Source organism: Photorhabdus akhurstii, assembly GCF_018448925.1.
Lineage (GTDB): Bacteria > Pseudomonadota > Gammaproteobacteria > Enterobacterales > Enterobacteriaceae > Photorhabdus > Photorhabdus akhurstii.
The window spans coordinates 1-25,041 of record NZ_RCWE01000002.1 but is presented as its reverse complement, the minus strand read 5'-3'; the positions used below and the strand labels follow the sequence as shown (position 1 = coordinate 25,041).

The 25,041-nt window shown below is 43.8% G+C and carries 26 protein-coding genes and 2 pseudogenes; 11 read left to right on the top strand and 17 right to left on the bottom strand.

Annotated features, from left to right (window positions below; translation table 11 throughout):
- Positions 1-105: 105 nt before the first annotated feature.
- A complete protein-coding gene (zwf, locus tag EAE93_RS02735; RefSeq protein ID WP_036775560.1) occupies positions 106-1,581 on the bottom strand; it encodes a glucose-6-phosphate dehydrogenase in 1,476 nt (491 codons plus the stop codon).
- 343 nt (positions 1,582-1,924) lie between these two features.
- Between zwf and EAE93_RS02730 the strand changes: the two genes are divergently transcribed.
- From EAE93_RS02730 to pyk, 4 genes are all read left to right on the top strand, one after another.
- Positions 1,925-2,785, top strand: a complete 861-nt coding sequence (locus EAE93_RS02730; RefSeq protein WP_036775559.1) for a MurR/RpiR family transcriptional regulator — start codon at positions 1,925-1,927, stop codon at positions 2,783-2,785.
- Between the two features lie 467 nt (positions 2,786-3,252).
- The gene (locus tag EAE93_RS02725; RefSeq protein ID WP_036806399.1) at positions 3,253-4,155 is read left to right on the top strand and encodes a tail fiber protein; all 903 of its coding nucleotides are present in this window, start codon (positions 3,253-3,255) and stop codon (positions 4,153-4,155) included.
- 269 nt (positions 4,156-4,424) lie between these two features.
- Positions 4,425-5,438 carry a tail fiber protein gene (locus tag EAE93_RS02720; protein ID WP_105398265.1) on the top strand — a complete coding sequence of 338 codons (1,014 nt, stop codon included), beginning with the start codon at positions 4,425-4,427 and terminating at the stop codon, positions 5,436-5,438.
- A gap of 559 nt (positions 5,439-5,997) precedes the next feature.
- Complete coding sequence (pyk, locus tag EAE93_RS02715; protein WP_036806405.1) at positions 5,998-7,440, top strand: pyruvate kinase; 1,443 nt, start codon at positions 5,998-6,000, stop codon at positions 7,438-7,440.
- Between the two features lie 281 nt (positions 7,441-7,721).
- Here pyk and lpxM read toward each other — a convergent pair whose 3' ends face one another.
- The 3 genes from lpxM to znuA form a co-directional block, all read right to left on the bottom strand.
- Positions 7,722-8,690: a lauroyl-Kdo(2)-lipid IV(A) myristoyltransferase gene (gene lpxM, locus EAE93_RS02710; RefSeq protein WP_036775552.1), complete on the bottom strand. Its 969-nt coding sequence runs from the start codon at positions 8,688-8,690 to the stop codon at positions 7,722-7,724.
- 157 nt (positions 8,691-8,847) lie between these two features.
- Positions 8,848-10,155, bottom strand: a complete 1,308-nt coding sequence (gene mepM / locus EAE93_RS02705; protein WP_040150506.1) for a murein DD-endopeptidase MepM — start codon at positions 10,153-10,155, stop codon at positions 8,848-8,850.
- A 20-nt stretch (positions 10,156-10,175) separates the two neighbouring features.
- A complete protein-coding gene (gene znuA, locus EAE93_RS02700; RefSeq protein ID WP_105398261.1) occupies positions 10,176-11,123 on the bottom strand; it encodes a zinc ABC transporter substrate-binding protein ZnuA in 948 nt (315 codons plus the stop codon).
- A 76-nt stretch (positions 11,124-11,199) separates the two neighbouring features.
- Between znuA and znuC the strand changes: the two genes are divergently transcribed.
- Positions 11,200-11,958, top strand: a complete 759-nt coding sequence (gene znuC / locus EAE93_RS02695; protein WP_036775548.1) for a zinc ABC transporter ATP-binding protein ZnuC — start codon at positions 11,200-11,202, stop codon at positions 11,956-11,958.
- Positions 11,955-12,740 (top strand): zinc ABC transporter permease subunit ZnuB, encoded by a 786-nt coding sequence (gene znuB, locus EAE93_RS02690; RefSeq protein WP_040150504.1) that lies wholly within the window; start codon positions 11,955-11,957, stop codon positions 12,738-12,740. The genes znuC and znuB overlap by 4 nt, the downstream gene beginning before the upstream one ends.
- A 90-nt stretch (positions 12,741-12,830) precedes the next feature.
- Here the strand turns inward: znuB and ruvB are convergent, their stop codons facing one another.
- The 6 genes from ruvB to aspS all read right to left on the bottom strand — a co-directional run bounded on the left by ruvB (position 12,831) and on the right by aspS (position 18,168).
- Positions 12,831-13,838, bottom strand: coding sequence for a Holliday junction branch migration DNA helicase RuvB (gene ruvB, locus EAE93_RS02685; protein ID WP_040150502.1), 1,008 nt, complete (start codon positions 13,836-13,838; stop codon positions 12,831-12,833).
- Between the two features lie 16 nt (positions 13,839-13,854).
- The gene (ruvA, locus tag EAE93_RS02680) at positions 13,855-14,472 is read right to left on the bottom strand and encodes a Holliday junction branch migration protein RuvA (RefSeq protein ID WP_036775544.1); all 618 of its coding nucleotides are present in this window, start codon (positions 14,470-14,472) and stop codon (positions 13,855-13,857) included.
- 80 nt (positions 14,473-14,552) lie between these two features.
- Positions 14,553-15,074 carry a crossover junction endodeoxyribonuclease RuvC gene (ruvC, locus tag EAE93_RS02675; RefSeq protein WP_036806423.1) on the bottom strand — a complete coding sequence of 174 codons (522 nt, stop codon included), beginning with the start codon at positions 15,072-15,074 and terminating at the stop codon, positions 14,553-14,555.
- Between the two features lie 111 nt (positions 15,075-15,185).
- A complete protein-coding gene (locus EAE93_RS02670) occupies positions 15,186-15,929 on the bottom strand; it encodes a YebC/PmpR family DNA-binding transcriptional regulator (RefSeq protein ID WP_162120258.1) in 744 nt (247 codons plus the stop codon).
- A 29-nt stretch (positions 15,930-15,958) separates the two neighbouring features.
- Positions 15,959-16,396, bottom strand: coding sequence for a dihydroneopterin triphosphate diphosphatase (nudB, locus tag EAE93_RS02665; protein WP_214039019.1), 438 nt, complete (start codon positions 16,394-16,396; stop codon positions 15,959-15,961).
- On the bottom strand, positions 16,396-18,168 hold the full coding sequence (aspS, locus tag EAE93_RS02660) for an aspartate--tRNA ligase (protein ID WP_036806431.1): 1,773 nt from the start codon (positions 18,166-18,168) through the stop codon (positions 16,396-16,398). Before aspS ends, nudB begins: the two co-directional genes overlap by 1 nt.
- A 231-nt stretch (positions 18,169-18,399) precedes the next feature.
- Here aspS and EAE93_RS02655 point away from each other — a divergent pair, with 231 nt between their 5' ends.
- A complete protein-coding gene (locus EAE93_RS02655; RefSeq protein ID WP_110090642.1) occupies positions 18,400-18,795 on the top strand; it encodes an MAPEG family protein in 396 nt (131 codons plus the stop codon).
- Positions 18,796-18,925: 130 nt separating this feature from the next.
- Here the strand turns inward: EAE93_RS02655 and EAE93_RS02650 are convergent, their stop codons facing one another.
- Together EAE93_RS02650 and EAE93_RS02645 are read right to left on the bottom strand one after the other, a co-directional pair.
- Positions 18,926-19,207 carry a type II toxin-antitoxin system RelE family toxin gene (locus tag EAE93_RS02650; RefSeq protein WP_110090641.1) on the bottom strand — a complete coding sequence of 94 codons (282 nt, stop codon included), beginning with the start codon at positions 19,205-19,207 and terminating at the stop codon, positions 18,926-18,928.
- Positions 19,197-19,448, bottom strand: a complete 252-nt coding sequence (locus tag EAE93_RS02645) for a type II toxin-antitoxin system Phd/YefM family antitoxin (protein ID WP_036775536.1) — start codon at positions 19,446-19,448, stop codon at positions 19,197-19,199. The genes EAE93_RS02650 and EAE93_RS02645 overlap by 11 nt, the downstream gene beginning before the upstream one ends.
- 278 nt (positions 19,449-19,726) lie before the next feature.
- Between EAE93_RS02645 and cmoA the strand changes: the two genes are divergently transcribed.
- Both cmoA and cmoB read left to right on the top strand, forming a co-directional pair.
- Entirely contained in the window at positions 19,727-20,485 is a 759-nt protein-coding gene (gene cmoA / locus EAE93_RS02640) for a carboxy-S-adenosyl-L-methionine synthase CmoA (RefSeq protein WP_040150576.1), read from the top strand.
- Positions 20,482-21,453, top strand: a complete 972-nt coding sequence (gene cmoB, locus EAE93_RS02635; protein ID WP_040150496.1) for a tRNA 5-methoxyuridine(34)/uridine 5-oxyacetic acid(34) synthase CmoB — start codon at positions 20,482-20,484, stop codon at positions 21,451-21,453. The genes cmoA and cmoB overlap by 4 nt, the downstream gene beginning before the upstream one ends.
- A gap of 40 nt (positions 21,454-21,493) precedes the next feature.
- Here cmoB and cutC read toward each other — a convergent pair whose 3' ends face one another.
- Positions 21,494-22,240, bottom strand: a complete 747-nt coding sequence (gene cutC / locus EAE93_RS02630; RefSeq protein WP_036806442.1) for a copper homeostasis protein CutC — start codon at positions 22,238-22,240, stop codon at positions 21,494-21,496.
- A 167-nt stretch (positions 22,241-22,407) separates the two neighbouring features.
- Positions 22,408-22,536, bottom strand: a pseudogene (locus EAE93_RS02625) (VOC family protein); the annotation flags it as partial.
- A gap of 53 nt (positions 22,537-22,589) precedes the next feature.
- Here EAE93_RS02625 and EAE93_RS02620 point away from each other — a divergent pair.
- Both EAE93_RS02620 and EAE93_RS02615 read left to right on the top strand, forming a co-directional pair.
- Positions 22,590-22,925, top strand: a complete 336-nt coding sequence (locus tag EAE93_RS02620) for a hypothetical protein (protein WP_036806445.1) — start codon at positions 22,590-22,592, stop codon at positions 22,923-22,925.
- Positions 22,926-23,240, top strand: coding sequence for a helix-turn-helix domain-containing protein (locus EAE93_RS02615; protein WP_036806448.1), 315 nt, complete (start codon positions 22,926-22,928; stop codon positions 23,238-23,240).
- 15 nt (positions 23,241-23,255) lie between these two features.
- Here the strand turns inward: EAE93_RS02615 and EAE93_RS02610 are convergent, their stop codons facing one another.
- The 3 genes and pseudogenes from EAE93_RS02610 to EAE93_RS02600 form a co-directional block, all read right to left on the bottom strand.
- Positions 23,256-23,819, bottom strand: coding sequence for a VOC family protein (locus EAE93_RS02610; RefSeq protein WP_214039018.1), 564 nt, complete (start codon positions 23,817-23,819; stop codon positions 23,256-23,258).
- A 181-nt stretch (positions 23,820-24,000) separates the two neighbouring features.
- Positions 24,001-24,780: a DUF4123 domain-containing protein gene (locus EAE93_RS02605; RefSeq protein WP_036806454.1), complete on the bottom strand. Its 780-nt coding sequence runs from the start codon at positions 24,778-24,780 to the stop codon at positions 24,001-24,003.
- Positions 24,777-25,041, bottom strand: a pseudogene (locus EAE93_RS02600) (type VI secretion system tip protein VgrG); the annotation flags it as partial. The pseudogene EAE93_RS02600 and the gene EAE93_RS02605, both read right to left, overlap by 4 nt.

The following is a 25,041-nucleotide window of genomic DNA, read 5'->3' as shown; positions in this document are numbered from 1 at the left end:
GTTGAATCAAAAAACAGAATTGATATCAACATAAGCTGATACCTTGTTGATAACAACCCAAGCCGCTTACAGCGCGGCTTGAGCTTCAACAGAAAGGTTTGTCAATTACTCAAACTCATTCCACGAACGACCATCGCGGGTGATCATAGCAACAGAAGCAACCGGCCCCCATGTTCCCGCCTGATAAGGCTTAGGCGCATCATTATCCGCCGCCCATGCATTCATAATAGAATCAACCCATTTCCAAGCTTCTTCCACCTCATCACGACGAACGAATAGCGCCTGAATACCCCGCATAGCTTCCAGCAACAATCTCTCATAAGCATCTGCCAATGGAATATGGTTAAACGTTTCAGAGAAACTCAGATCCAGCTTAGTAGTTTGTAAACGATGCTTGTGCTCCAGCCCCGGGGCTTTGTTCAGAACTTCGATATCAATACCTTCATCCGGTTGCAGACGAATCGTCAGTTTGTTCTGTGGTAGTTGCTGATAAGATTCAGAGAACAAATTCAATGCGGGCTTTTTGAAGTAAACCACCACCTCAGAACATTTCGTTGGCAGACGTTTACCCGTTCTCAGATAGAAAGGCACCCCGGCCCAACGCCAGTCATCAATATCGACACGGATAGAAACAAAAGTTTCCGTCCGACTGGACTTGTTCGCTCCCTCTTCCTCCAGATACCCCGGTACCTTGTGCCCTTGAACAAAACCGGCAGTGTATTGACCACGTACTGTTTTCTCCCGCACATTCGTGTGATCAATACGACGCAGAGAACGCAATACTTTTACTTTTTCATCACGAATACGGTCTGTCGTCAGATCTGCCGGAGGAGACATAGCAATCATGGTCAATATTTGCAACAGGTGATTCTGAATCATATCGCGCATTTGCCCAGCTTGGTCAAAATAACCCCAACGGCCTTCAATACCGACCTCTTCAGCTACCGTAATTTGTACATGATCAATTGTCCGGTGATCCCAGTTATTCACAAATAGGGAATTGGCAAACCGCAGTGCTAATAGATTCAATACGGTTTCTTTACCCAGATAATGATCGATACGATAAACCTGACGCTCATTGAAATATTTTGCTACTTCATCATTAATGGCTTTAGATGATTCAAGATCAGTCCCTAAAGGTTTTTCCATCACAACCCGGTTTGGCTCTTTATTTAACCCGGCAAGGCCCAATCCGTGACAAACCGAACCAAAAGTGCTTGGCGGCATGGCAAAATAGTGAATTGCTGGCTGGTGCCCTTGATTAAGAATCGCTTTCAATTTGGCAAAATCTTCCTTTTGATTAACATCCAGATTGCAGAACGCCAAACGTTCACTCAATGTCTTCCATAACTCTGGATCTAATTTTTCCGGCAAGAACGTATTTAAAGCTTCTTCAACAACCTTGGTATACGCCTTTTTATCCCAATCAGCCCGGCCAACACCGATAATTCGGGTTTTTGGGTGGATATAACCCGCTTTCTCAAGCTGGTAAAGGGAAGGCAATAATTTCCGGCGAGCCAAATCCCCTTTAGCGCCAAAAATGACTAAATCACAAGCCTGAGCTGTAGAAGTAACCGCCATATGTATCTCCTCATTGCGGGATATTGTAATTTTGTTACAGCATTAACCAATAATGTACTCTTTTGACTATGGCGCGTAAACAGCGATAACGAATAACCACAACCAGATGTTAACAATATGTTTTACCCATGATAAAAATGTGATAGTTTTATGTAACTTTACAACGTTTATGAAAGATAATTACCAATGTGAAAGTTAGACACTTGTCATACTTTTATGAAAAACATTAAATTATTGTGACTTCCTACTGCCAGCTTCAATTTGCTAATAGTATATTTTCATAAAAATTTATATAGATTTCTCATCTGAATGAAATCGTCAAAACCACAGGTAACTGCGTTTTATGAATACACTGGAACGAGTCCAAAATAGTATCGAATTCTTGAGTAAATCAGAAAAAAAAGTGGCGCAGATAATCCTGGCTTCACCACAAACTGCAATTCATGCCAGTATCGCAACGCTGGCAAAAATGGCGGAAGTCAGTGAACCCACAGTAAACCGTTTTTGCCGCCGTCTGGATACCAAAGGTTTTCCCGATTTCAAACTCCATCTAGCCCAAAGTCTTGCCAATGGCACGCCTTACGTAAATCGCAATGTTGAAGAGAGCGATACAGTTAGTGCCTACACCAATAAAATATTTGAATCGGTAATGGCAACTCTGGATACCGTCAAAAACAATTTGGATATCACAGCCATTAACCGAGCTGTCGATTTACTGACTCAAGCCCGAAAAATCTCATTTTTTGGCCTAGGGGCTTCTGCGGCCGTCGCCCATGATGCAATGAATAAATTTTTCCGGTTCAACATTCCCGTTATCTATTTTGATGACATTGTGATGCAACGAATGAGCTGTATTAACAGTGCCGAAGGTGATGTCGTCGTACTCATTTCCCATACCGGCAGAACTAAAAGCCTGGTGGAAGCAGCACAACTTGCGCGAGAAAATGATGCGACAGTTATCGCAATTACCTCCCAAGATTCTCCCCTCGCCCACGAAGCAACGCTCGCCATTCTTCTGGACGTCCCGGAAGATACAGATATTTATATGCCAATGGTCTCAAGAATCGCTCAATTAACCGTTATTGATGTTTTAGCTACGGGTTTTACCCTGCGCCGTGGTTCAAAATTCAGAGATAATTTGAAAAGAGTCAAAAAGGCGCTACGAAATTCACGCTTTGATAAAATTGACTTTCCCCCGACCTGAAAATAATCCTCTCGCTATTGGCTGACTCACAACAATTGTGTAGTCAGCGCTCGTTTATAGCTTATTGAGCGTCGGTAAATAGTCTGCATTAGCCGAGATAAGCGAGAAATTACAGAATTATAGCAAGAAAATCCTATTTCATTGAATCAATTCAATAAAATAATAATAAAAATGTAAAAATTAAATTATAAATCATTATAAAAAATTACCGAAATAAATAGCAAGCAAGAAGATAAAAACAACTTTCAAATGTTGAATATAAATAATTTAGATATTTACCCCTGTCAACAGTTTCTGATTTTTAATTTCCACCAATTATACAAAAACTATTATCCCCCTAAGTCATAAGAACACTTCATTATGCTTTTTCCGGGCTAAACTATTGTTGACATAATTGTAGGAAATGACTTTCACAATAATTTAATATATTGATTATAAAATCATATTATTTAATCTGAGGAAAATATATGAATCCCAAGAGTGATTTTAAAGCTTTTTCTATTGGTAACAATGCTAATGTAGTCAGTCAAGAAGCCTATGAAGAAAGCCGAAGTTTGAAAACTGGGTTCCCCCCAAGTGATATCACTATTCATGTGCTAAACAAAGTATTACGTCAATCATCAACTATATCCTCTGTCATCGCTAATTTTATCGCGACCCAATCTGGCAATGATATTCTGGATGATGGCGATATAGCTAAACTTATTGCTCAATTAAATAGAGCGTTAGAACAAAAAATTACAACAACAGTGCCAAGTGCCTCATTAACACAACAAGGCGTTATTCAACTCACAGACAACACAGGCAACAGTAATACCCTTGCGGCAACGCAAAAGCTTGTCTCTGATGTCAATCAGAATGCGAATAACCGGCTGGCAAAAGACCAAAACGGCGCAGACATTCCTGATAAAGATGCTTTTGTGAGAAACCTCAGTTTGTTTGAAAAACTGATCCCGGTAGGGGTGCCACTCCCCTGGCCGACTGCCACCCCACCAGAAGGATGGGCACAATGTAACGGCGCTTCTTTTGATAAAACAAAATATCCGAAATTAGCGCAAGCCTATCCTAATGGAGTATTACCCGATTTACGTGGTGAATTTATTCGTGGTTGGGATAGTTGGCGTGGTATTGACAACGGACGTAGTATATTGAGTTTTCAATATGATGCGTTCAAAAGGCATAATCATAGTATTTCTACCACTAACAGCGATCAAACCTCTCTTCAATATCCAGACCCCGTGCGTGGCGGTATGCATGGCGATCCTAATGATCGAGGCGGCTTAGGGGAATATAAATCTATTGGGATGAATGGTGATAATGAAACACGTCCTAGGAATGTGGCGTTTAATTATATTATAAGGACGGCCTAATGAATAAAATTGCACGGGACAAAAATAATATAGCCATCAGCATATTTTCAGATGATGAATATAAATAATTTAGATATTCACCCGATCATACAATTTCGGAATTTTATTTCTGCCCATTATACAAAAACAGTTACCACTCTAAGTCATAAGAATATTTTATCATATTTTTTTCAAGCTAAACTATTATTGACATATATTGTATGGAATGACTTTTATAATAATTCAACATATTGATTACAAAATCAAATTATTTAATTCCAGGAGAGAACATGAGTAAAAAAAATGATTTCAAAGCCTTTTCCATTAGTAGTAATGCTAATGTAATTAGCCAAGAAAGATATGAGCAAGATCAGGGTTTGAAGACTGGGTTTCCACCAGAAAATATTACTACTCATTTGCTAAATAAGGTATTACGTCAGTCATCAACCATATCCTCTGTTATCGCTGATTTTATCGCGACTCAATCTGGTAATGATGTTTTAGATGATGGAGATATAGCTAAACTCACTACCCAATTAAATAGAGCATTAGAACAAAAAATCACAACAAAAGTACCAAGCGCCTCATTGACACAACAAGGTGTTATTCAACTCACAGACCAAACAGGCGACAGTAATACCCTTGCGGCAACGCAGAAGCTTGTTTCTGATGTCAATCAAAATGCAAATAACCGTCTGGAAAAAAACCAAAACGGCGCAGACATTCCTGATAAAAATACGTTTGTGAAGAATCTTGGCTTAATAGAAACCATTATTAATACCCAATATCCTGTAGGAATTGTGATTTGGTTCGCTCAAAATAAAAACCCCAATGTGCTATTTCCGGGTACTACATGGGAATATATTGGTGAAAATAAAACCATTCGATTAGCTAGCGCCAATGGCTCCGATATTTTATCAACCGGCGGCAATGATTTGATAAGCCTGACAGCGGCACAAATGCCAGCACATAATCATACATTTTTTGGGACAACGAGCACATTTGATTATGGCACCAAAACCACCAATATCGCCGGAGAGCATTATCATGATAGTGGGTGGGGTGAAACTACTGGTGGGCGTTATGGTCATTTCGACGGTTCTAAGAACAATCAGGGATCAAAATCTACAGATTGGAACAATGCCAAATTTAACACTAGCACTAATGGTGCCCACTCTCATACGGTACCAATAGGGTCACATGACCATACAGTTTCAGGTAATACCGGAAATTCTGGTGCCAATGCCGCGATTTCAATTACTAATTCATATGTTAAGTTAATGGGATGGTATCGAAAAGCATAAGACCCCTGCCTCCCCCAGACTGCTCACAAACCTTACACAAATAAATAACTGTCTCTTGATCATAAGTCTGACTTAAGAGACAGTTCCATCCCATCATTATCAAGAAAAATTTATTATTTACATAGTTTACAGCATCCCTATTCTGGATGTTTTTCTCCTCCAGTCCCCAAGTATTGCCAGATTCCAGTAAGCCTAAATCACTACACCTTTCATTATCAAAATCTTTAGAGACATTAGATTATTGATAAATCGGGAACAAATCGTGATAGGATAGAAATACGGCAATAAATATCCGTTAAAAAAGGGTTAGCTGATTCGCTAGGGCATAGCGATTGTGTAAAACGTTCCCCCTGTCGTTCCCCTATAGCTGACACTGGTCAATAGGCACTACAGTGAAAAGTATCATGATAAGTTGATATGGGTCACAAAAGTAATCTATAAACAGCCTTGATAGTTGGATTGCCGAAGAGTTTTTTTACTCGTTTTATAGGATAATTAATAGATTATTGATTATTTTTATATAACCAATACCAATACTCACAGGTCAACGGAGTAACACATGTCCAGACGGCTCAGAAGAACTAAGATTGTTACTACACTTGGTCCGGCTACCGACCGCGATAATAATCTTGAAAAGATTATTGCTGCGGGTGCAAACGTAGTCCGCCTCAACTTTTCCCACGGTACCGCCGAAGATCATCTCCAGAGAGCCAGCAAAGTCCGCGAGATCGCAGCCCGCCTGGGGTGCCATGTCGCTATTCTTGGCGATCTTCAAGGGCCTAAAATCCGCGTATCAACGTTTAAAGAGGGCAAAATTTTCCTGAATGTCGGAGATAAATTTCTGCTTGATGCCAATCTTGGTAAAGGCGAAGGCGATAAGGAGAAAGTCGGTATCGATTACAAAGGATTGCCCACGGATGTTGTACCGGGTGATACTTTGTTGCTGGATGATGGGCGTGTTCAACTCAAGGTATTAGAAGTTCAAGGAATGAAAGTCTTCACGGAAGTCACTGTAGGCGGCCCGCTATCTAACAATAAGGGCATTAATAAACTGGGCGGTGGATTATCTGCGGAAGCCCTAACCGAAAAAGACAAAGAAGATATTATTACGGCGGCCAGAATCGGCGTTGATTACCTAGCCGTCTCTTTCCCCCGCACCGGAGAAGATCTTAATTATGCTCGCCGACTGGCGCGAGACGCGGGCTGTGAAACGCAGATCGTGGCGAAAGTTGAACGCGCAGAAGCCGTTAGCAGTGATAAAACCATTGATGAAATCATTCTGGCTTCTGATGTCGTCATGGTTGCTCGTGGTGACCTTGGTGTAGAAATCGGTGATCCAGAGTTGGTTGGCGTTCAGAAAAAATTAATTCGCCGTGCCCGTCAGCTAAATCGTGTAGTGATTACCGCGACTCAGATGATGGAATCTATGATCACCAACCCAATGCCTACTCGTGCAGAAGTGATGGATGTGGCAAACGCCGTTCTCGACGGTACTGACGCCGTAATGCTCTCCGCTGAAACCGCTGCGGGCCAATACCCTGCCGAAACGGTTGCCGCAATGGCGCGAGTCTGTCTCGGAGCAGAAAAAATGCCCGGCCTCAATGTATCAAAACATCGGTTAGACACCACTTTTGACAGTATCGAAGAAGCCATTGCGATGTCTACCATGTATGCGGCAAACCATCTAAATGGGGTTAAAGCCATTATTGCCATGACTGAATCAGGCCGCACCACTCGTATCATGTCTCGCATCAGTTCTGGTCTCCCCATATTCTCTATGTCCCGTCATGAGAAAACCTTAAACCAAACAGCGCTTTACCGTGGCGTTACACCGGTTTATTGCAGCAGTCATACTGACGGCATTACAGCGGCCAATGAAGCGGTTAATCGTCTGCGCGATAAAGGTTATCTGGTTTCCGGTGATCTTGTTCTGGTTACTCAGGGTGATCAGATGGGGACAATTGGCAGCACTAACACCTGCCGTATTCTTGAAGTGGAATAACACGTTACAACACTTTAGCGCCAAATTCTCGGGGAATTAGGTTAGATAGAGAATGCTGGCGCATCCCATTTAATCCAACAGTAATTTAGTAACTCGACGGTAAAACAGACTTTTACCGTCTTTTATAACATTTCATGTAATCCTAATTGCTTATAGTAATGAATCATAGTAATAAATGACTCGTCACAAAACCCCCTAATCGTTGGATGCCATGTCCAATATTAGGGGGACAAGACAAACTTTCAAGCCGTGATAATAACTCTACATCTTTGTAACGAAAATCACAGGTCTTCTCTCCCATATGGCCCAATATCACCGGCTTTCCGAGTCTTAAGTAATTTAAGTATCCAGGTATATTGTTCAGGATTCGGTCGTACCAATTGCTCCAACTCTTCATTCATCCGGCGAGCAATAAAAGCGTCATCTTTGCCATCAATATCATCCATCGGTGGACGAATATAAATATCAAGTTGATGGGTACGGTAATTATAAACCGGAAACAACGGCACAATAGCAGCACGACAAACCTTCATCAATCGCCCAATTGCCGGCAATGTCGCTTTATAAGTTGCGAAAAAATCAACAAATTCACTGTGCTCCTCACCATGATCTTGATCAGGCAGATAATATCCCCAGAAACCCTGGCGAACAGTAGCAACAAATGGTTTAATTCCAGCATCACGAGAATGTAAACGGCCACCAAAGTGATGGCGAACTTTATTCCACAGATAATCTGCAACCGGGTTTTTCTGGTGATGGAACATGGCTGATATTTTCTGTCCACCCTCAGACAGTAATATAGCTGGAATATCCACCGCCCAACCATGAGGCACCATGAAAATAACGTTTTTCCCCTGCGCTTTCAGTTGAAGAATAACTTCTTCCCCATGCCACTGCGTCCGGCTTAATGTTGATTTTGTACCACGTAAACAAAGTTCAGCCAACATAACAAAAGGTTGAGGTGCGGTAGAAAACATCTCATCAATCAATGCTTCACGCTGTTGCTCCGTCAGTTCCGGCATACAGTAACACAGATTTATTCTTGCTCTACGACGTGCCCCTTTCGCTAACTTACCCGCCAACCAGCCTATTTTAGCCAGCAGAGGATCACGCACTCTAACCGGCAGGTAAGCCAGCCCGGCCAACGCACCAATGCCCAGCCATAACCCCCAGTAACGAGGATGCAGGTAAGATTTATGAAATGTCGGCACATAACCAACTTTACTGTCTGTATCTGTTTCTTTATACATGAGCTAACTCTTTTAAAACAAAAAGATCATTGTTCATTTCACATGTACAGGGGGCTATATCAACGATATCAACACACCTTTTTCTGAACATAAATAAAACGACAGCGGATGATAGCAATCATCCGCTTTAAAGTCTGTTACTAATGAACAATTAAACTCAATCTAACAGAAGCTGAGGCGTGACCTCTTTTACCGTTGCCAGGAATTCCGAGCGTTCTTTACCACTCAAACCACCAGAGCGCGGCAATTTCGCCGTTAATGGGTTTACCGCCTGCTGATTGATCCAGAATTCATAATGCAAATGTGGACCCGTAGAACGACCGGTGCTACCAGACAACGCAATACGATCACCCCGTTTTACCTTCTGCCCTGGTTTCACCAACAGCTTTCTCAGGTGCATATAACGCGTGGTATATTGGCGACCATGACGAATGGCAATAAAGTTACCTGCTGCTCCATTATATTTAGAAACAATCACCTCACCGTCACCCACCGCCAAAATAGGCGTTCCCACTGGCATAGCAAAATCCACCCCTTTATGTGGTGCAACCCGACCAGTGACTGGATTCACACGCCGAGGATTAAATTGGGAAGATACCCGAAATTGCTTAGTAGTTGGAAAACGCAAAAATCCGCGCTCCAGACCGGAACCTTGACGATCATAAAAACGCCCATCTTCCGCCCGGATAGCATAATAATCTTTACCACCACTATTTAGGCGAACACCAAGTAATTGGCTCTGTTCACTGCGACCATCCAATATTTCACGGGACAGCAATACAGAAAAACGATCACCTTCATGTAATTTACGCAAATCAATTTGCCATTGCAGTGCCTTGGTGACTTCACGAGCTTCACTGCTGGTTAAGCCGGCATTTAAAGCACTGCTGGTAAAGTTACTATCAACAACGCCAACAACGACGCTGTTTTTCCACTCCCCTTTCTGAAACTCTTTTGTTTCTTTAAACAGATCGCCTTCACGGGTATAAATGCGCGTTTCACGGCGGGAAACACCCCAAGTCAGAGTTTGCAAGTCACCCGCTTCATTGACTGTCCATGACAATGGCTGGCCAATGTTCAGCCCCCGTAACACTTTATGCTGACTCGCGAGTAACGCGACATCAGAAGAGTCGATGCCAAATTGGGTCAGAATATTACTGAGGGTGTCACCATCGGAGACAATATATTCATGCGGAGTTTGAGCCGTGACCTCTGAGCTCGTCTCTTCATCAGGAATACCTTCGTCCGGTAGCTGTTCACTGCTATCTGCAATAATCTCATCGCTATCTACAGAAGGATTAATGGCAATGCTGCCGACTGTTGTTTCTTCTTGTTCATGATGATAAGCAATAGGTTGCCACATAGTGACAACCAATGTTGCTACAGTCAGCGAACCCAACATAATTTTATGCGGTCGCGGTAACTCCTTATACACCAGAACGATAGTTTTAACTATCTGTTGCACTCATTGAGTTCCTTATTACTTTAATTCAGGCAACCCATGTACTGTTCCGACAACTGAGTTATAAATTTCATATAGCTGTCTTTATCCAATACGATGCGGCTTCCTAACGGGTCCAAGGCGCCCATACGCACTCCCGTATCCTTCGCCACAGCATTAATAACGGTCGGCCTGAATTGTGGCTCAGCAAAAATACAAATTGCTTTCTGCTCAACCAATTGTGTTCGTATATGATGTAATTTTTGTGCGCCAGGTTGTATTTCAGGATTAATCGTAAAATGTCCTAATGGAGTCAATCCATAATGCTGCTCGAAATAGCCATAAGCATCGTGAAAAACGAAATACCCCTTACCACGCGCCAGCTTAAGAATATTAGCAATATTTTTGTCAGTTTGCGCAAGTTGAGCATTGAATTTACGTAGGTTTACGTCCAGCGCCGCTTTTTTCTGCGGATAACGCACTTTTAATTGGTCATGAATCCCCTGTGCAACCTGTTTTGCTATTTCTGGTGATAACCAGATGTGCATATTATATTCACCATGAGAATGATGTTCATGACCTTCTTCATGTTTATGCCGATCCGGCTCGGATAAATCTTCATCATTTTTCAGCAATAATGGCTTAATCGTTGGCAATTGTGCTAAAGCTAACTGTTTATTTTGTGAAACTTTGGCTAACGGTTTAGACAAAAAGATTTCCATCTCAGGTCCAACCCACACAACTAAATCTGCCTGGTTAATTCTCTTAAGATCAGACGGTTTCAACGCATAATCATGCGGTGATGCCCCATCAGGCAACAGTACCTGCGTATCAGTTACACCATCAGTTATTGCCGCAGCAATAAAACCTAACGGACGGATTGATGTCACAACATCAGCATTAGCCGATTGTATCGTCCCTGACATGAAAACAGCAGTAATCGCGGCCTTACAGAGAAACTTGTGCGCTAGTTTATATGATTTGTGCAACATAATGTAAATATCTCGTGGACAGAAGCAAGAATTGTTATATTATAACATCTCAATGTTCACGCAAGATATATTTAGCATGTCAACACTCATCACTTTAAAAAATGTTGCTGTTACCTTCGACAATCGTCAGGTATTAAACAATATCTCTCTTAATTTACAACGAGGGAATATTCTGACTTTGCTAGGTCCCAATGGTGCCGGTAAATCAACTTTAGTTCGTGTTGTTTTGGGGCTTGTCGAACCATCATCCGGCACAATTGAACACACCGCCGGATTGAGAACCGGCTATGTTCCACAGAAGTTGCATCTTGATCCCACTCTGCCATTAACAGTCAAACGCTTTATGATGCTAAAACCCGGCGTAAAATCTGCCGATATATTGCCAGCACTAGAGCGAGTGAACGCTGCTCATCTATTGCAGCAACCCATGCAAAAATTATCCGGCGGGGAAAACCAACGGGTTTTATTAGCCAGAGCGCTATTAAATCATCCGCAATTATTAGTCCTTGATGAACCAACACAAGGGGTCGATGTTAATGGTCAGTTGGCACTTTATGATCTAATCAATCAAATTAGAACCGAATTGCATTGTGCTGTATTGATGGTATCCCATGATTTACATCTGGTTATGGCGAAAACAGACGAAGTTTTATGCCTTAATCAACATATTTGCTGTTCCGGCACACCTGAAGTTGTTTCAACTCATCCTGAATTTATCGCTATGTTTGGTCATCATGGCGCTGAACAATTGGCAGTATATCGCCACCAACATAATCACCACCATGATTTGAAAGGGAAAATTATCTTGGAAAATAACAGGGAATGCCACTCATGATTGAATTACTATTCCCCGGTTGGTTGGCCGGCGTATTATTGTCTATTGCTGCCGGACCATTAGGTTCATTTGTTGTCTGGCGCAGAATGTCCTATTTTGGCGATACTCTGGCTCATGCTTCATTACTGGGCGTTGCTTTCGGATTATTGCTAAATATTAGCCCTTTTTACGCGATTATCGCTGTCACTTTGATACTGGCAATGATGCTGGTTTGGTTGGAGAAACGCCCTCAACTGGCAATCGATACTTTGTTGGGGATTATGGCTCACAGCGCACTATCATTAGGGCTGGTCGTTGTCAGTTTGATGTCTAATGTGCGAGTTGATTTGATGGCTTATCTGTTTGGTGATTTGTTGTCAGTCACCTATGAAGACATTTGGTTGATTGCCATCGGCGTCACCCTTGTCGCCACACTTCTGTTCTGGCAATGGAACGCTCTGCTTTCTGTCACCGTCAGTCAAGAAATGGCGTTTGTGGATGGCATTAAAATACAGCGGTTAAGAGTACTGTTAATGCTGGTAACAGCGTTGACAATCGGCCTGGCAATGAAATTTGTCGGTGCGCTGATTATCACCTCCCTGCTCATTATCCCGGCAGCCACTGCTCGCCGTTTTGCCCGTACACCAGAGCAAATGGCCGGTATTGCCATTGCGGTTGGTATGCTTGCTGTCACCGGCGGATTAGCGTTCTCCGCCGTTTACGACACACCAGCAGGGCCATCTGTCGTGCTATGCGCTGCGGTGATGTTTATTATCAGTCTGATCAGTAAAGCAAAAAATTGATCCACTGAGTGGGTATAACCCAGTCATGGAGAGCGGGATAGGTTTCCCTTGCTGGAGTACCCATCCCGATTTTTCAGGCAATTAAACAGCTCATTCCTGATCTCTGACCACACCAAAATGGCGATAAGCATGTTCGGTAGCAATTCGTCCACGGGAAGTACGTTGAATAAAACCCTGTTGGATCAGAAAGGGTTCCAACACATCCTCAATCGTTTCCCGCTCTTCACCAATGGCAGCGGCAAGGTTATCTACCCCTACCGGCCCACCCATAAATTTATCAATGATGGCAACCAGTAACTTACGATCCAGATAATCAAAACCGGCAGCATCTACGCTCAACATATCCAGCGCTCTGGCGGCAATATCGCCATCAATCGCGCCATTCCCTTTCACTTGAGCAAAATCACGCACCCGGCGCAGTAAACGGTTTGTAATCCGCGGCGTCCCACGAGAACGCATGGCAATCTGCCGGGCGCCATCGTCAGTGATCTCGACCCCCATAAAACGAGCACTGCGAGAAACGATACTTTGCAAATCGTCCACATTATAGAATTCAAGGCGCTGCACGATACCGAACCGATCACGCAGTGGCGAAGTCAAAGAACCTGCGCGAGTGGTAGCCCCAATCAGGGTAAAAGGAGGCAAATCAATTTTGATCGAACGGGCTGCCGGTCCCTCGCCAATCATAATATCCAGTTGATAATCTTCCATTGCCGGATAGAGAATTTCTTCCACCACTGGCGACAAGCGGTGAATTTCATCGATAAACAACACATCATGCGGTTCAAGATTGGTCAACATTGCCGCCAGATCGCCCGCCTTTTCTAAAACTGGGCCAGAAGTTGTACGGAGATTAACCCCCATCTCATTGGCAACAATATTCGCCAGCGTTGTTTTCCCCAACCCCGGCGGACCAAAAATCAGCAGGTGGTCAAGGGCATCACCACGCAATCTGGCAGCCTGAATAAAAATCTCCATCTGCTCACAGACTTGCGGCTGCCCAACATATTCAGACAACAATTTAGGTCTGATTGCGCGATCAATGGCTTCATCGTCTTGTAAAACTTCCGCGGAAACCAGACGGTCAGCTTCAATCATGGCTTACTCCTGTAACTTAAAGAGCGGCGCGAAGTGCTTCGCGGATAAGTGTTTCACAATCAGCGCCCGATTTAGCGACTTTACTTATCATGCGGCTGGCCTCTTGTGGCTTGTAACCCAGAGAGACTAATGCCGCCGCGGCTTCTGCTTCGCTATCCGCATCAGAATTTGTCTGTTCGGCCGTTGTCGGCAAATTAATATCACTGCTCTGATTGAAGAGATCGCCATTAAGCCCTTTAAAGCGATCTTTCATTTCAACCACCAGCCGTTCAGCAGTTTTCTTGCCCACACCCGGCAGTTTAACCAAAGAAGCAATCGCCTCTTGTTCAATGGCGGAAACAAATTGCTGCGCAGACATGCCCGAAAGAATAGCCAACGCCAATTTAGGCCCTACGCCATTCACTTTAATTAATTCACGGAATAGCGCCCGCTCCTGCTTATCATTAAAACCATAAAGTAATTGTGCGTCTTCACGTACAACAAAGTGAGTAAACAGAACGGCTTCCTGTCCGGCATCAGGCAATTCATAAAAACAGGTCATTGGCATATGGACTTCATAACCAACGCCATTCGTTTCCAGTAAAACCAAGGGTGGTTGTTTTTCCAGCACAATTCCTCTGAGACGCCCTATCACTCGTTTACCCCCTAAAAAAATAAAACTGATTGTTCTACTTATGGTTATAACATAAAAAAAGCTGGATGCATATCCAGCCGTTATCTTAAACGTCCACGAGCCAAGATTAATCTGGGATCGCCAACCCGCAAAAGATTCTGATTAAAGTGACAATGGGTTATCGCAATGGCCAATGCATCTGCCGCATCGGATTGCGGGTTAGCAGATAATTTCAGCACAGAACGTACCATGTGCTGAACCTGACTTTTTTCAGCCGCCCCAGTTCCGACAACCGTTTGTTTGACCTGTCGAGCCGCATATTCAAAAACCGGTACAGATTGATTAACGGCGGCAAGAATCGCAACGCCTCGCGCTTGTCCTAATTTCAGCGCTGAATCGGCGTTTTTTGCCATAAAGACCTGCTCGATGGCAAAAGCATCCGGTTGAAATTGCGTAATAATTTCAAGGATACCTGCATAAATACGCTGTAACCGGCTAGGCAGATCATCAACTTTTGTTCGGATACAACCACTGCCAAGGTAGCTCAAATGACGCCCCTGCTGACGGATCACGCCATAGCCAGTGACGCGGGAACCGGGGTCGATACCTAAGATAATCGCCATATTCTGTTTATTCGCCTTTAATTATCACCTTTAATATAAGGAGATAAAAACGTTAGAGAAAGTGCCCTGTACCACAGCACACTTTCTCTACGCTATACAACCCAATCGAAATTACAGCAAAGCAGCAACTTCATCAGAGATTTCACCGTTATGGTAAACCTCTTGTACGTCGTCTGAATCTTCCAACATATCAATCAAGCGCAATAACTTAGGTGCGGTTTCCGCATCCAACTCCGCTTTAGTGGAAGGGATCATTGAAACTTCTGCTGATTCAGCCACAAAACCCGCTGCATCCAACGCATCTTTCACGTCACCAAACGTTTCTGGCGTAGTGTAAACATCAATCGCGCCATCATCATAAGTTTCCACATCATCAGCGCCGGCTTCCAACGCCGCTTCCATAACCGCATCTTCATCCAGTCCCGGCGCGTAAGAAATCACCCCTTTCTTGGTGAACAAATAAGCAACCGAGCCGTCAGTGCCCAGATTACCACCGGTTTTAGTGAAAGCATGACGAACGTCAGAAACGGTACGGTTGCGGTTATCACTCAAGCACTCAACCATCACCGCTGTTCCCCCCGGGCCATAACCTTCATAAATGATGGTTTCCATGTTATCCGCTTCATCGTTGCCGACACCACGGGCGATAGCACGGTTCAAAGTATCGCGGGTCATGTTGTTGGACAGTGCTTTATCAATCGCGGCACGCAGACGTGGGTTAGATGCCGGATCTCCACCACCCAGACGGGCTGCCGTTACCAGCTCCCGGATAATTTTGGTGAAAATCTTACCGCGTTTCGCATCCTGCGCAGCTTTGCGGTGCTTGGTGTTGGCCCATTTACTATGACCTGCCATAAGGTTCTCCGATAAAACGTCTAATAAACTTATTCAATAACAAACTCTTCAATCGCCTGCCGATTGCTCCACGACTTAGTGAGCTTTACTGCTTTATCCGCATCCAGCCACTGATAAGCCTGATGTTCAGTCAACAGGCATTCTCGCTCTTCCGGCAATGCCAGACAGAACCAGTACTCTTTATTACGGGTGACTCCTGGAGCATAACGATGGCGTAAGTGGGTAAAAATCTCAAAATAGAGAGAACGTCGGCAATCTACCAATTCAAGATTTTCACCTATGATATCAATACCGATTTCTTCTCGCACTTCGCGCAACGCTGTCTCCCACGGCGTTTCGTCTCCATCAAGGCTGCCAGTCACAGACTGCCAAAAGCCAGGATCGTCCCGCCGCTGTAACATCAGCACCCGTCGGCTGGAAAAAGAATAAATAACCACCAGCACAGACTCAGGGCGCTTATAAACCATTACTCACTCTCTTTTCTGGCAACAACAGAGATTGATAACTCTTCGAGTGCCGCCGAATTAGCATAACTTGGCGCTTCCGTCATTAAACAAGCAGCGGCGGTGGTTTTAGGGAATGCGATAACATCACGAATATTATCCGTTCCTGTCAGCAACATCACCAAACGGTCAAGACCAAATGCCAAACCTGCATGGGGAGGCGTACCAAATTTCAACGCATCCAGCAAGAAGCCAAACTTCTCCTGCTGTTCCTGCTCATTAATACCCAGAATACGGAACACCGCCTGTTGCATTTCATTACGGTGAATACGCACCGAGCCGCCACCGACTTCGTAGCCATTAATCACCATATCGTAAGCATTGGCAATGGCCGAAACCGGATCTCGCTCTAACTCCTCCGCTGACATATTACACGGTGAAGTAAACGGATGATGCATAGCGGTCAGACCACCCTCCCCATCATCTTCGAACATTGGGAAGTCGATAACCCACAATGGCCGCCAGCTATCCAATTTTGTCAGGTTCAGATCGCGCCCTAATTTCAGACGCAACGCTCCTAAGGCATCAGTGACCACTTTCACACTACCGGCGCCGAAGAACAAAATATCGCCATCTTGTGCATCAGTACGGGAAAGCAGACCTTCAATCACCTCTGCATTCAGGAACTTGGCTATCGGACTTTGCACCCCTTCCAGACCGGCGGCACGTGCATTGACTTTTATCCACGCCAGCCCTTTTGCGCCATAAATCCCAACGAATTTGCCATATTCATCAATCTGCTTACGGCTCAGTTCAGCACCACCCGGTACTCGAATTACGGCTACACGGCCTTTACTGTCATTCGCCGGTTCAGCAAAAACACTGAATTCTACCTCTTTAACCAGATCAGCAACATCAACCAACTCTAATGGGTTACGCAGATCAGGTTTATCAGAACCGAAACGACGCATCACTTCGGCAAACGTCATCACCGGGAAATGCCCCAGATCAACACCTTCAATTTCAAGCCACAATTCGCGGATCATCATTTCCATCATTTCCCTTACCTGCTCAGCAGTCATAAAGGAAGTTTCCACGTCGATCTGGGTAAATTCGGGCTGGCGATCCGCTCGCAAGTCTTCATCACGGAAGCATTTAACAATTTGATAATAACGGTCAAAACCGGACATCATCAGCAATTGTTTAAATAACTGCGGGGATTGAGGCAAGGCATAAAATTTGCCTTTATGAACACGACTTGGCACCAAATAATCACGGGCGCCTTCGGGGGTTGCTTTAGTCAACATTGGCGTTTCAATATCCAGGAAACCCTGATTATCCATGAAACGACGAACAAAACTGGTGATTTTAGCGCGTGTTTTCAGGCGATTTGCCATTTCAGGCCGACGCAGATCAATATAGCGATATTTCAGGCGTTGCTCTTCGCTGTTCGTCTGATTGCTATCCAAAGGCAGAGGTTCGGAACGGTTGATGATATTTAAACTTTCCGCAAAAACCTCTATTTCACCGGTAGCCATATCTTTGTTGATTTGACTGTCAGGACGAGCGCGTACAGTACCGGTGATTTGAATGCAGAATTCATTACGCAGTTCAGCAGCCTGAGAAAATGCGGCTTGCTGATCCGGGTCAAAAAATACCTGAACGATCCCTTCACGATCACGCATATCAATAAAAATCAAGCCACCCAGATCACGGCGGCGGTTTACCCAACCACAAAGAGTCACCTTCTGGCCTTCATGGGTCAGGTTCAACTGCCCACAATAATCAGTACGCATACAATATCCTTTTACTCGGCTGTTGTGCTGTTGCTGCGGAAAAAAGGCCGTCATTATAATAGAAATTCTACTCAGAGATAAGGGCAGGCAATATCCCAATGCAACACCATTGCTTGATGTCTGATAATCAGGCAATTTATTTTCAATTCCCATCTATTTATAGCGACAGTTTTATTTTTGGGGTTTATCATAACTTAATTGGCCAATTTCGGTTAGGCAATGGAGTTAAAAATGGTTAGCTCGCTTTATGTTGTGTTGGGCGCACTATTATTGATTAAGCTGTCTTTTGATGTGGTTAAGTTAAGAACACAATATCGTGTCTCATATGGAGATGGTGGTTTTTACGAACTACAAACAGCAATCCGCATCCACGGCAATGCGGTAGAATATATCCCCATCTCTATGTTATTGCTGGTCATGATGGAGATGAACGGCTCAAATGTCTGGATGATACATGTCTGTGGTTTGATTCTGCTCACCGGCAGAGTCCTGCATTATTATGGCCTGCGCCACCGTGAGCTCCACTGGCGGCGTTCAGGCATGGTAGCAACCTATCTTTCCATCTTATTAATGGTGATGACGAATATTTACTACCTGCCTTGGGAACAAATATTTTCTCTCTACTAACGAAACGAATAGTACTGGCACTAAAATAACAGGCAGCAAACTCGGCTGCCTATTATTCTAACCATAGCTGTTCCCCATGTAAGGAAGACTTTCCGACGTTGATATGCAACGCAAACAAGTGTTGGTTTTTTTACCTCTCATTGGCGAGGGTATAAACCGCATCTCCGGCCCGTTTACCAATAGCAATTACCAGCAAGATAATCTTATTGTCATTCACTTCATAAACTAAGCGGTAGCCAGAAGACCGCAATTTAATTTTGTATCGGTTCGCTCGCCCTCTTAATCTTGCTGACTGCACATGAGGGTTTTCTAAGCGTTCAGCCAATTTTTTCTTTAGCTGCTCCTTAATTGGATGACCTAACTTCTTCCACTCTTTTAAGGCCCGCTTTTCAAATTCCAGGCTATAGATCATCTAGGTTCACACTAACAAATTCAGCATCTTCTAAACGTTCATCTGCAATTTTGTTTAGTGCGGCATCCTCTGCTAACTCCTGATAGTAGGCGAATAATTCGGGAGGCACACAATAAAACGCAGGTTCATTTCGATTCAGGATTGCGACCGCCTCACCTTCCCCCTGCAAATATGTCCCCATTGGGTTACGTTTCAAATCGGTAATACTTGCCGCTAAATTTGTTAAGATTTGATATGCCATACACCACCTCACTCTTTTACGTAAACAAACAATAGGTCATTTAAAGGTGCTTTTCAATGCATCTTTACTTTTTTATATAAAACCCAAAACTCCCTTAATGCTGACTGACTCATGAAATCAAGGATTGATCGCGCCATGATATGATTTTTATACCACACTTAACTTCCTCAAATATTTCCATTATTCACTACTTTTAAGTACAGAGAAAATTGGTTCAAGGTCAAGCTGTACATCTGTTAGAATGCCACCCTCTATTTTTTCTGATAATTAATGCTGTTATGTCAAATCAAGATCCTTACCATCAAAGGGATAGCCTGTTTGCCGCTCCCATCGCCAATCTGGGAGACTGGCGTTTCGATGAACGGGTAGCCGAAGTTTTCCCTGATATGATCCAACGCTCCGTGCCAGGTTATTCAAATATTGTTTCCATGATTGGTATGCTGGCCGGTCGTTTTGTGACATCAAACAGTCAAATTTACGACCTGGGTTGTTCCCTAGGCGCATCAACCCTGGCAATGCGCCGCAATATTGCCGCTGAAAACTGCAAAATTATCGCCGTTGATAATTCCCCGGCAATGGTGAAACGCTGTCGTCGTCATATCGACGCTTTCCGAGCACAAACACCGGTTGAAGTCATTGAGGCCGATATTCTTGATATTGATATTCAAAATGCTTCGATGGTCGTGTTGAATTTCACTTTACAATTCCTCAACCCGCAAGATCGACAAGGTTTACTTAACCGGATTTATCAGGGATTACGTCCCGGTGGTGTTTTAGTTTTATCAGAGAAATTCAGCCTTGAAGATCAACAAATCGGTGAGTTGCTGTTTGATATGCACCACGATTTCAAGCGTGCTAACGGATATAGCGAGCTGGAAATCAGCCAAAAACGCAGCATGCTTGAAAATGTAATGCTGACCGACTCTGTAGAAACCCACAAATCCCGTCTCCATCAATCCGGTTTTAACCATGTTGAAGTCTGGTTTCAATGTTTCAACTTTGGTTCACTACTGGCGATAAAAGGAGACGATAAATGATCGATTTCGGTAATTTTTATCAACTTATTGCTAACAATAACCTCCAACATTGGCTTAATTGCCTCCCGGCTCAATTGCATGAATGGCAAAAAGAGGCTCTGCACGGCAGTTTTAAATCATGGGTAAAAACCCTGGAAAACCTACCCGCAATTTCACCGACCCAATTAGATTTGAAAAATGGCGTAATCGCAGAACGTGATCCTCCCCTATCCGCAGGTGAAGAAATTTGCCTCACCAATATATTGCGAGTATTCATGCCGTGGCGCAAAGGTCCATTCTCTCTTTACGGTGTAAATATTGACACTGAATGGCGTTCAGACTGGAAATGGGATCGGGTACTGCCTCATATTTCCCCACTAGCTGGCAGGACAATTCTTGATGTTGGTTGCGGCAGCGGCTATCACCTATGGCGGATGGTGGGTGAAGGGGCTGAACTTGCCGTTGGTATCGATCCAACTCAGCTCTTCCTCTGCCAGTTTGAAGCTGTCAGAAAATTACTTGGCAATGATCAACGCGCCCATCTCTTACCTCTGGGCATTGAACAATTACCGGCACTGGCTGCTTTCGATACCGTCTTTTCAATGGGCGTTCTCTATCACCGCCGCTCTCCTCTTGACCATCTCTGGCAATTGAAAAACCAATTGGTGGCCGATGGTGAACTGGTATTAGAAAGCCTGGTTGTTGAAGGAGATGAACATACCTGTTTAATCCCTGGTGAACGTTATGCTCAAATGCGCAACGTCTATTTCATTCCTTCGGCAAAAATGTTGAAAATCTGGTTGGAGAAGTGCGGTTTTGTCGATGTGAAAATTGCCGATCAAGCGATAACAACCACAGAAGAGCAACGTCGTACAGCCTGGATGAGAACTGAATCGTTATCTGATTTTCTTGATCCTACTGATAGCAGTAAAACCATTGAGGGTTATCCCGCCCCTCTGCGGGCGATACTGATCGCCCGTAAGCCCTGATTTTGCGAACTGGCCCAAAATTGGGCCAGTTCATAATAGGCTATTCAAATAAAGTCAGACTCAGCATCCCTTTCATCACCTCCACCACACCACCATCAACACAATAATGTGAAAACTCATCCACCTCATTGTCGGCGCTCATCGTCACCCCCGCTTTGCGGTAAGTCATGGTAGAAGGCATAATCCGGCTTGCCGAACTGTGAACTTCCGTTAATCCGATATCAATAAATTTATGAATATTACTCATACGAACACCCGCACCTGCCATAATAATTGGCCCCTGACTGGCTTGATGCAGCTCTTTCAACAAGGGTAATCCCAATTCGGCATTCTGTTGCTGACCGGAAGTCAATATTCGCTTAACACCAAGCTGAGTGAGTTGATCCAGTGCCACATAAGGATTAAAACACATATCAAATGCACGGTGAAAAGTGACGGCCATATCGCCAGACAGCACCATCAATTGTTGCATGCGGGGCAAATCGATATGCCCTTCTTCATCTAACACACCAAAAACCACGCCCATAAATCCCATATCACGGATCTGAGCAACATCATTTTTCATCACCTCAAAATCTGAGTGACTGTAGCAAAAATCACCACCTCTTGGACGTACAATGGGATGTACAGGAATAGTTAATTGCTCAATAGCCTGCTTCAACGTACCAAGACTCGGTGTTAATCCCCCTTCCGCCGGACTGGCGCATAACTCTATCCGGTCAGCACCAGCCTGTTGTGCGATTAATGCGCAACCTACGCTAAAACAACAAATTTCTAACTTTGTCATCAGAAGTTCCTTGGACACCTAGTCATTAACGAGCAATCAATGAATCTAAGCGATTCAGTAATTCAACTCACTAACTATGACATCTAATTATTGCCGATGATTTGTAGGAAATCACAAGGTCAGAACTTTTATCTGGATCACAAGGATGAAAAAGTTAATTTTGCCGACTAGTGCTCATTTTTAACAATTTCACGCAATGTAAATGGGTGAAATTTGACGGTGATCTCACCATCAGTGACAGCTAAAGTAGGATTAGGCAACCACTTTTTTTTCCCTTTGGGTTGACTCTGTTTAACTATCCCCAACTTGGGTGTATATTATACTCAAGTTGGGAACAGATGGATAAGTGATGGAAGCTGTTTTTATTGAACTACCACCTTTTGAACGTTACCGCCATAACTACCTGAATGATGAGGAGTTCCGAACCTTCCAAAATATACTGCTGAAAAATCCAACAGCAGGAGACGTAATCCAACATACCGGCGGATTACGTAAAGTGCGTTTTACTGATTCCAGAAGGAAAAAGGGAAAACGGAGCGGTATTCGGGTGATTTACTATTGGTGGACATCTAAATCGCAATTCATACTTTTCACTATCTACGATAAAGATGAGATGTCAGACTTAACTAAAGAACAATGCGAATCCTTGCGTAAGATGTTAGAAATGAGAAAAAAAGGAGCATAAATGAACCGTGATCTATTTTCAGAACTCAATGAAGGAATGAAAGCTTGGGAAGAGGGTAATGAAGGCAAACTCACATTGAAAACGTATAAGAGGAGGTTAAAAAATGATATCTCCATCAATCCAGATGAGTTGAAATCCATACGGAGTAAACTGAATATTTCTCAAGCTGTTTTTGCCCAGTACCTGCACACCGGTGAGACGACATACCAAAACTGGGAACAAGGGCGGGCTAAACCGAATAAACAGGCTGTGTTACTGATTAAAATGGTGGAGCGCCACCCGCAGGCACTAGAGTTTCTTGCCAGCCTCACATAACGACATCACTTTAACTTATGTAGCCAGGCATTCACTTTTAACAATTTCACGCAATGTAAATGGGTGAAATTTGACGGTGATCTCACCATCAGTGACAGCTAAAGTAGGATTAGGCAACCGCTCTTGTTCCCCTTTGGGCTGACTCTCTTTGACAGAAAAACCTGTCGGCAAAGGTTGCGGTAATAATGCTTTTGCCGCTGCTGATAAGATCTCAGGCGCCACCGGCAGCACCAGTTCCACATGTTCCCATCCCTGATGCAAGTAAGTTTTCTTGCCAGGATAAGGCAGCTCAACACAATCGATTTGCCAATTAAGCACCGTGATGGTGTGTTCTAAATCAAACAAGCAGATTGGACGTCCATTAATGATACTTTCTGACATCAAACTGCCACATTGCAAAAAACCTTTACGCCAGCGCTCGGCTACAGAGATATCGTGGCAACGTAAGGAGATATGATCTGCTTGATATTGCTCAACATTCAAATTAAGCCGCTGTTTGAACCGCGCCAATTTTTGCTCAAATATTGCCAGATCAGCCACTAAATCCTGTAATGCAACAATAGAAGAAAAATGTGTCATATTATCCCAGTTAAGATGCTATAAATTGGCGCCAAACAGCCCAAGAGTTTTAAAGGCTTGCCGCCGTTTCAAGCCTCAAATAATACCCTCGATTTGTAACAAAATGAAATTTGATGGTGCCAACACAACCACTCTTTCAATAATCTCCATAAATTCGCAAGATGTTATTATCCATCATACACTATCCAGCGGCCGTATATTGTTCATCGAGCGTCTGTAAATAATCTGCACTGGTTAGGTGACTAATATCATCTCCACTTTCCAAACGCGATTTCAGCCAATCAATAATCCGTTCCTGCAATTTCCCTTCTGGCTCATTTAGTTTTTCAGCTAATTCACCGTGGTTTTCCCACATATCACTACTGATCACAAATGCTTTCCCTTTCAAGGCGTAGTCGGAATGATGCCAGGCATGCGATAAATGATCGCCCAGAATAAAGGGCGATTCACTGCCGCCTTGACCACAATTTTCAGGCCGATAATAAATCTGTGGTTCGGGTATATCGATCATCAACTCACTCACCGGTGTCAAAAATGCCGACCAATCGCTGACGATCATTGCGGGTAATAACTGACCGAGAATACGCGGGTCCATACTGCGCAAAATCACTTGCCTCTCCCGCAATATCACTTGCTGGCGTGAACGCCAATGATTAAGCTGTTGCGTCCATAAATCCTCACTGCGATAAGCCCATCCCCAACTGTTATCGCTCAGAGTTTGGCTATCAAGCAGATGACCGATTACTGACAGGCAACCTGACTTGGGCTGAACCAACCAGGGACCTTGCGCCAATATGTGGTCCATCGGTGTACCGCTATACAAAGGAAAAGCCTGCTCTACCCAGTCGTTGCGATAAAAGAGCGCCACCGGGTTAGGTTCTGCCAGTGAATTCAGCATAAAGAAAACTGGCGGCTTATTAGGCGTAGTCAGCCATTGTTGCCAGTTTATGGAAATGTTCATTCATCCTCCTGGTTATTAATAGTTAGATTAACTTCTCTCTGAGCTTGCAAAGCACAAACCAGTTTGACTGGAGATTTCACATCAGGCAGTGGTTCTATACCCTCTGGTAGTTGTAAAGATAAACCACGCCCGGTACCGGCTGAACCTTGCCCGACCAGCAAATTGGGGGAAGTCAGAATACCGCCGGGAGTTAACCGGATAAAATGGCCGCCGACTTTTAAGGTAATCTCTGACGTCGCCTCCAACACCATCTTACCGCCG

What these genes read in the sequence shown, in the direction of transcription:
- znuA (WP_105398261.1), bottom strand. Translation starts at nt 11,123, where the DNA reads ATGTTGCACAAATCATATAAACTAGCGCACAAGTTTCTCTGTAAGGCC.
- aspS (WP_036806431.1), bottom strand. Translation starts at nt 18,168, where the DNA reads ATGCGTACTGATTATTGTGGGCAGTTGAACCTGACCCATGAAGGCCAG.
- EAE93_RS02620 (WP_036806445.1), top strand. Translation starts at nt 22,590, where the DNA reads ATGGAAGCTGTTTTTATTGAACTACCACCTTTTGAACGTTACCGCCAT.
- nudB (WP_214039019.1), bottom strand. Translation starts at nt 16,396, where the DNA reads ATGGTTTATAAGCGCCCTGAGTCTGTGCTGGTGGTTATTTATTCTTTT.
- ruvB (WP_040150502.1), bottom strand. Translation starts at nt 13,838, where the DNA reads ATGATTGAAGCTGACCGTCTGGTTTCCGCGGAAGTTTTACAAGACGAT.
- cmoB (WP_040150496.1), top strand. Translation starts at nt 20,482, where the DNA reads ATGATCGATTTCGGTAATTTTTATCAACTTATTGCTAACAATAACCTC.
- ruvC (WP_036806423.1), bottom strand. Translation starts at nt 15,074, where the DNA reads ATGGCGATTATCTTAGGTATCGACCCCGGTTCCCGCGTCACTGGCTAT.
- cutC (WP_036806442.1), bottom strand. Translation starts at nt 22,240, where the DNA reads ATGACAAAGTTAGAAATTTGTTGTTTTAGCGTAGGTTGCGCATTAATC.
- zwf (WP_036775560.1), bottom strand. Translation starts at nt 1,581, where the DNA reads ATGGCGGTTACTTCTACAGCTCAGGCTTGTGATTTAGTCATTTTTGGC.
- EAE93_RS02730 (WP_036775559.1), top strand. Translation starts at nt 1,925, where the DNA reads ATGAATACACTGGAACGAGTCCAAAATAGTATCGAATTCTTGAGTAAA.
- znuC (WP_036775548.1), top strand. Translation starts at nt 11,200, where the DNA reads ATGTCAACACTCATCACTTTAAAAAATGTTGCTGTTACCTTCGACAAT.
- cmoA (WP_040150576.1), top strand. Translation starts at nt 19,727, where the DNA reads ATGTCAAATCAAGATCCTTACCATCAAAGGGATAGCCTGTTTGCCGCT.
- EAE93_RS02720 (WP_105398265.1), top strand. Translation starts at nt 4,425, where the DNA reads ATGAGTAAAAAAAATGATTTCAAAGCCTTTTCCATTAGTAGTAATGCT.
- EAE93_RS02645 (WP_036775536.1), bottom strand. Translation starts at nt 19,448, where the DNA reads ATGGCATATCAAATCTTAACAAATTTAGCGGCAAGTATTACCGATTTG.
- EAE93_RS02670 (WP_162120258.1), bottom strand. Translation starts at nt 15,929, where the DNA reads ATGGCAGGTCATAGTAAATGGGCCAACACCAAGCACCGCAAAGCTGCG.
- EAE93_RS02655 (WP_110090642.1), top strand. Translation starts at nt 18,400, where the DNA reads ATGGTTAGCTCGCTTTATGTTGTGTTGGGCGCACTATTATTGATTAAG.
- lpxM (WP_036775552.1), bottom strand. Translation starts at nt 8,690, where the DNA reads ATGTATAAAGAAACAGATACAGACAGTAAAGTTGGTTATGTGCCGACA.
- EAE93_RS02610 (WP_214039018.1), bottom strand. Translation starts at nt 23,819, where the DNA reads ATGACACATTTTTCTTCTATTGTTGCATTACAGGATTTAGTGGCTGAT.
- EAE93_RS02615 (WP_036806448.1), top strand. Translation starts at nt 22,926, where the DNA reads ATGAACCGTGATCTATTTTCAGAACTCAATGAAGGAATGAAAGCTTGG.
- znuB (WP_040150504.1), top strand. Translation starts at nt 11,955, where the DNA reads ATGATTGAATTACTATTCCCCGGTTGGTTGGCCGGCGTATTATTGTCT.
- EAE93_RS02650 (WP_110090641.1), bottom strand. Translation starts at nt 19,207, where the DNA reads ATGATCTATAGCCTGGAATTTGAAAAGCGGGCCTTAAAAGAGTGGAAG.
- pyk (WP_036806405.1), top strand. Translation starts at nt 5,998, where the DNA reads ATGTCCAGACGGCTCAGAAGAACTAAGATTGTTACTACACTTGGTCCG.
- EAE93_RS02605 (WP_036806454.1), bottom strand. Translation starts at nt 24,780, where the DNA reads ATGAACATTTCCATAAACTGGCAACAATGGCTGACTACGCCTAATAAG.
- EAE93_RS02725 (WP_036806399.1), top strand. Translation starts at nt 3,253, where the DNA reads ATGAATCCCAAGAGTGATTTTAAAGCTTTTTCTATTGGTAACAATGCT.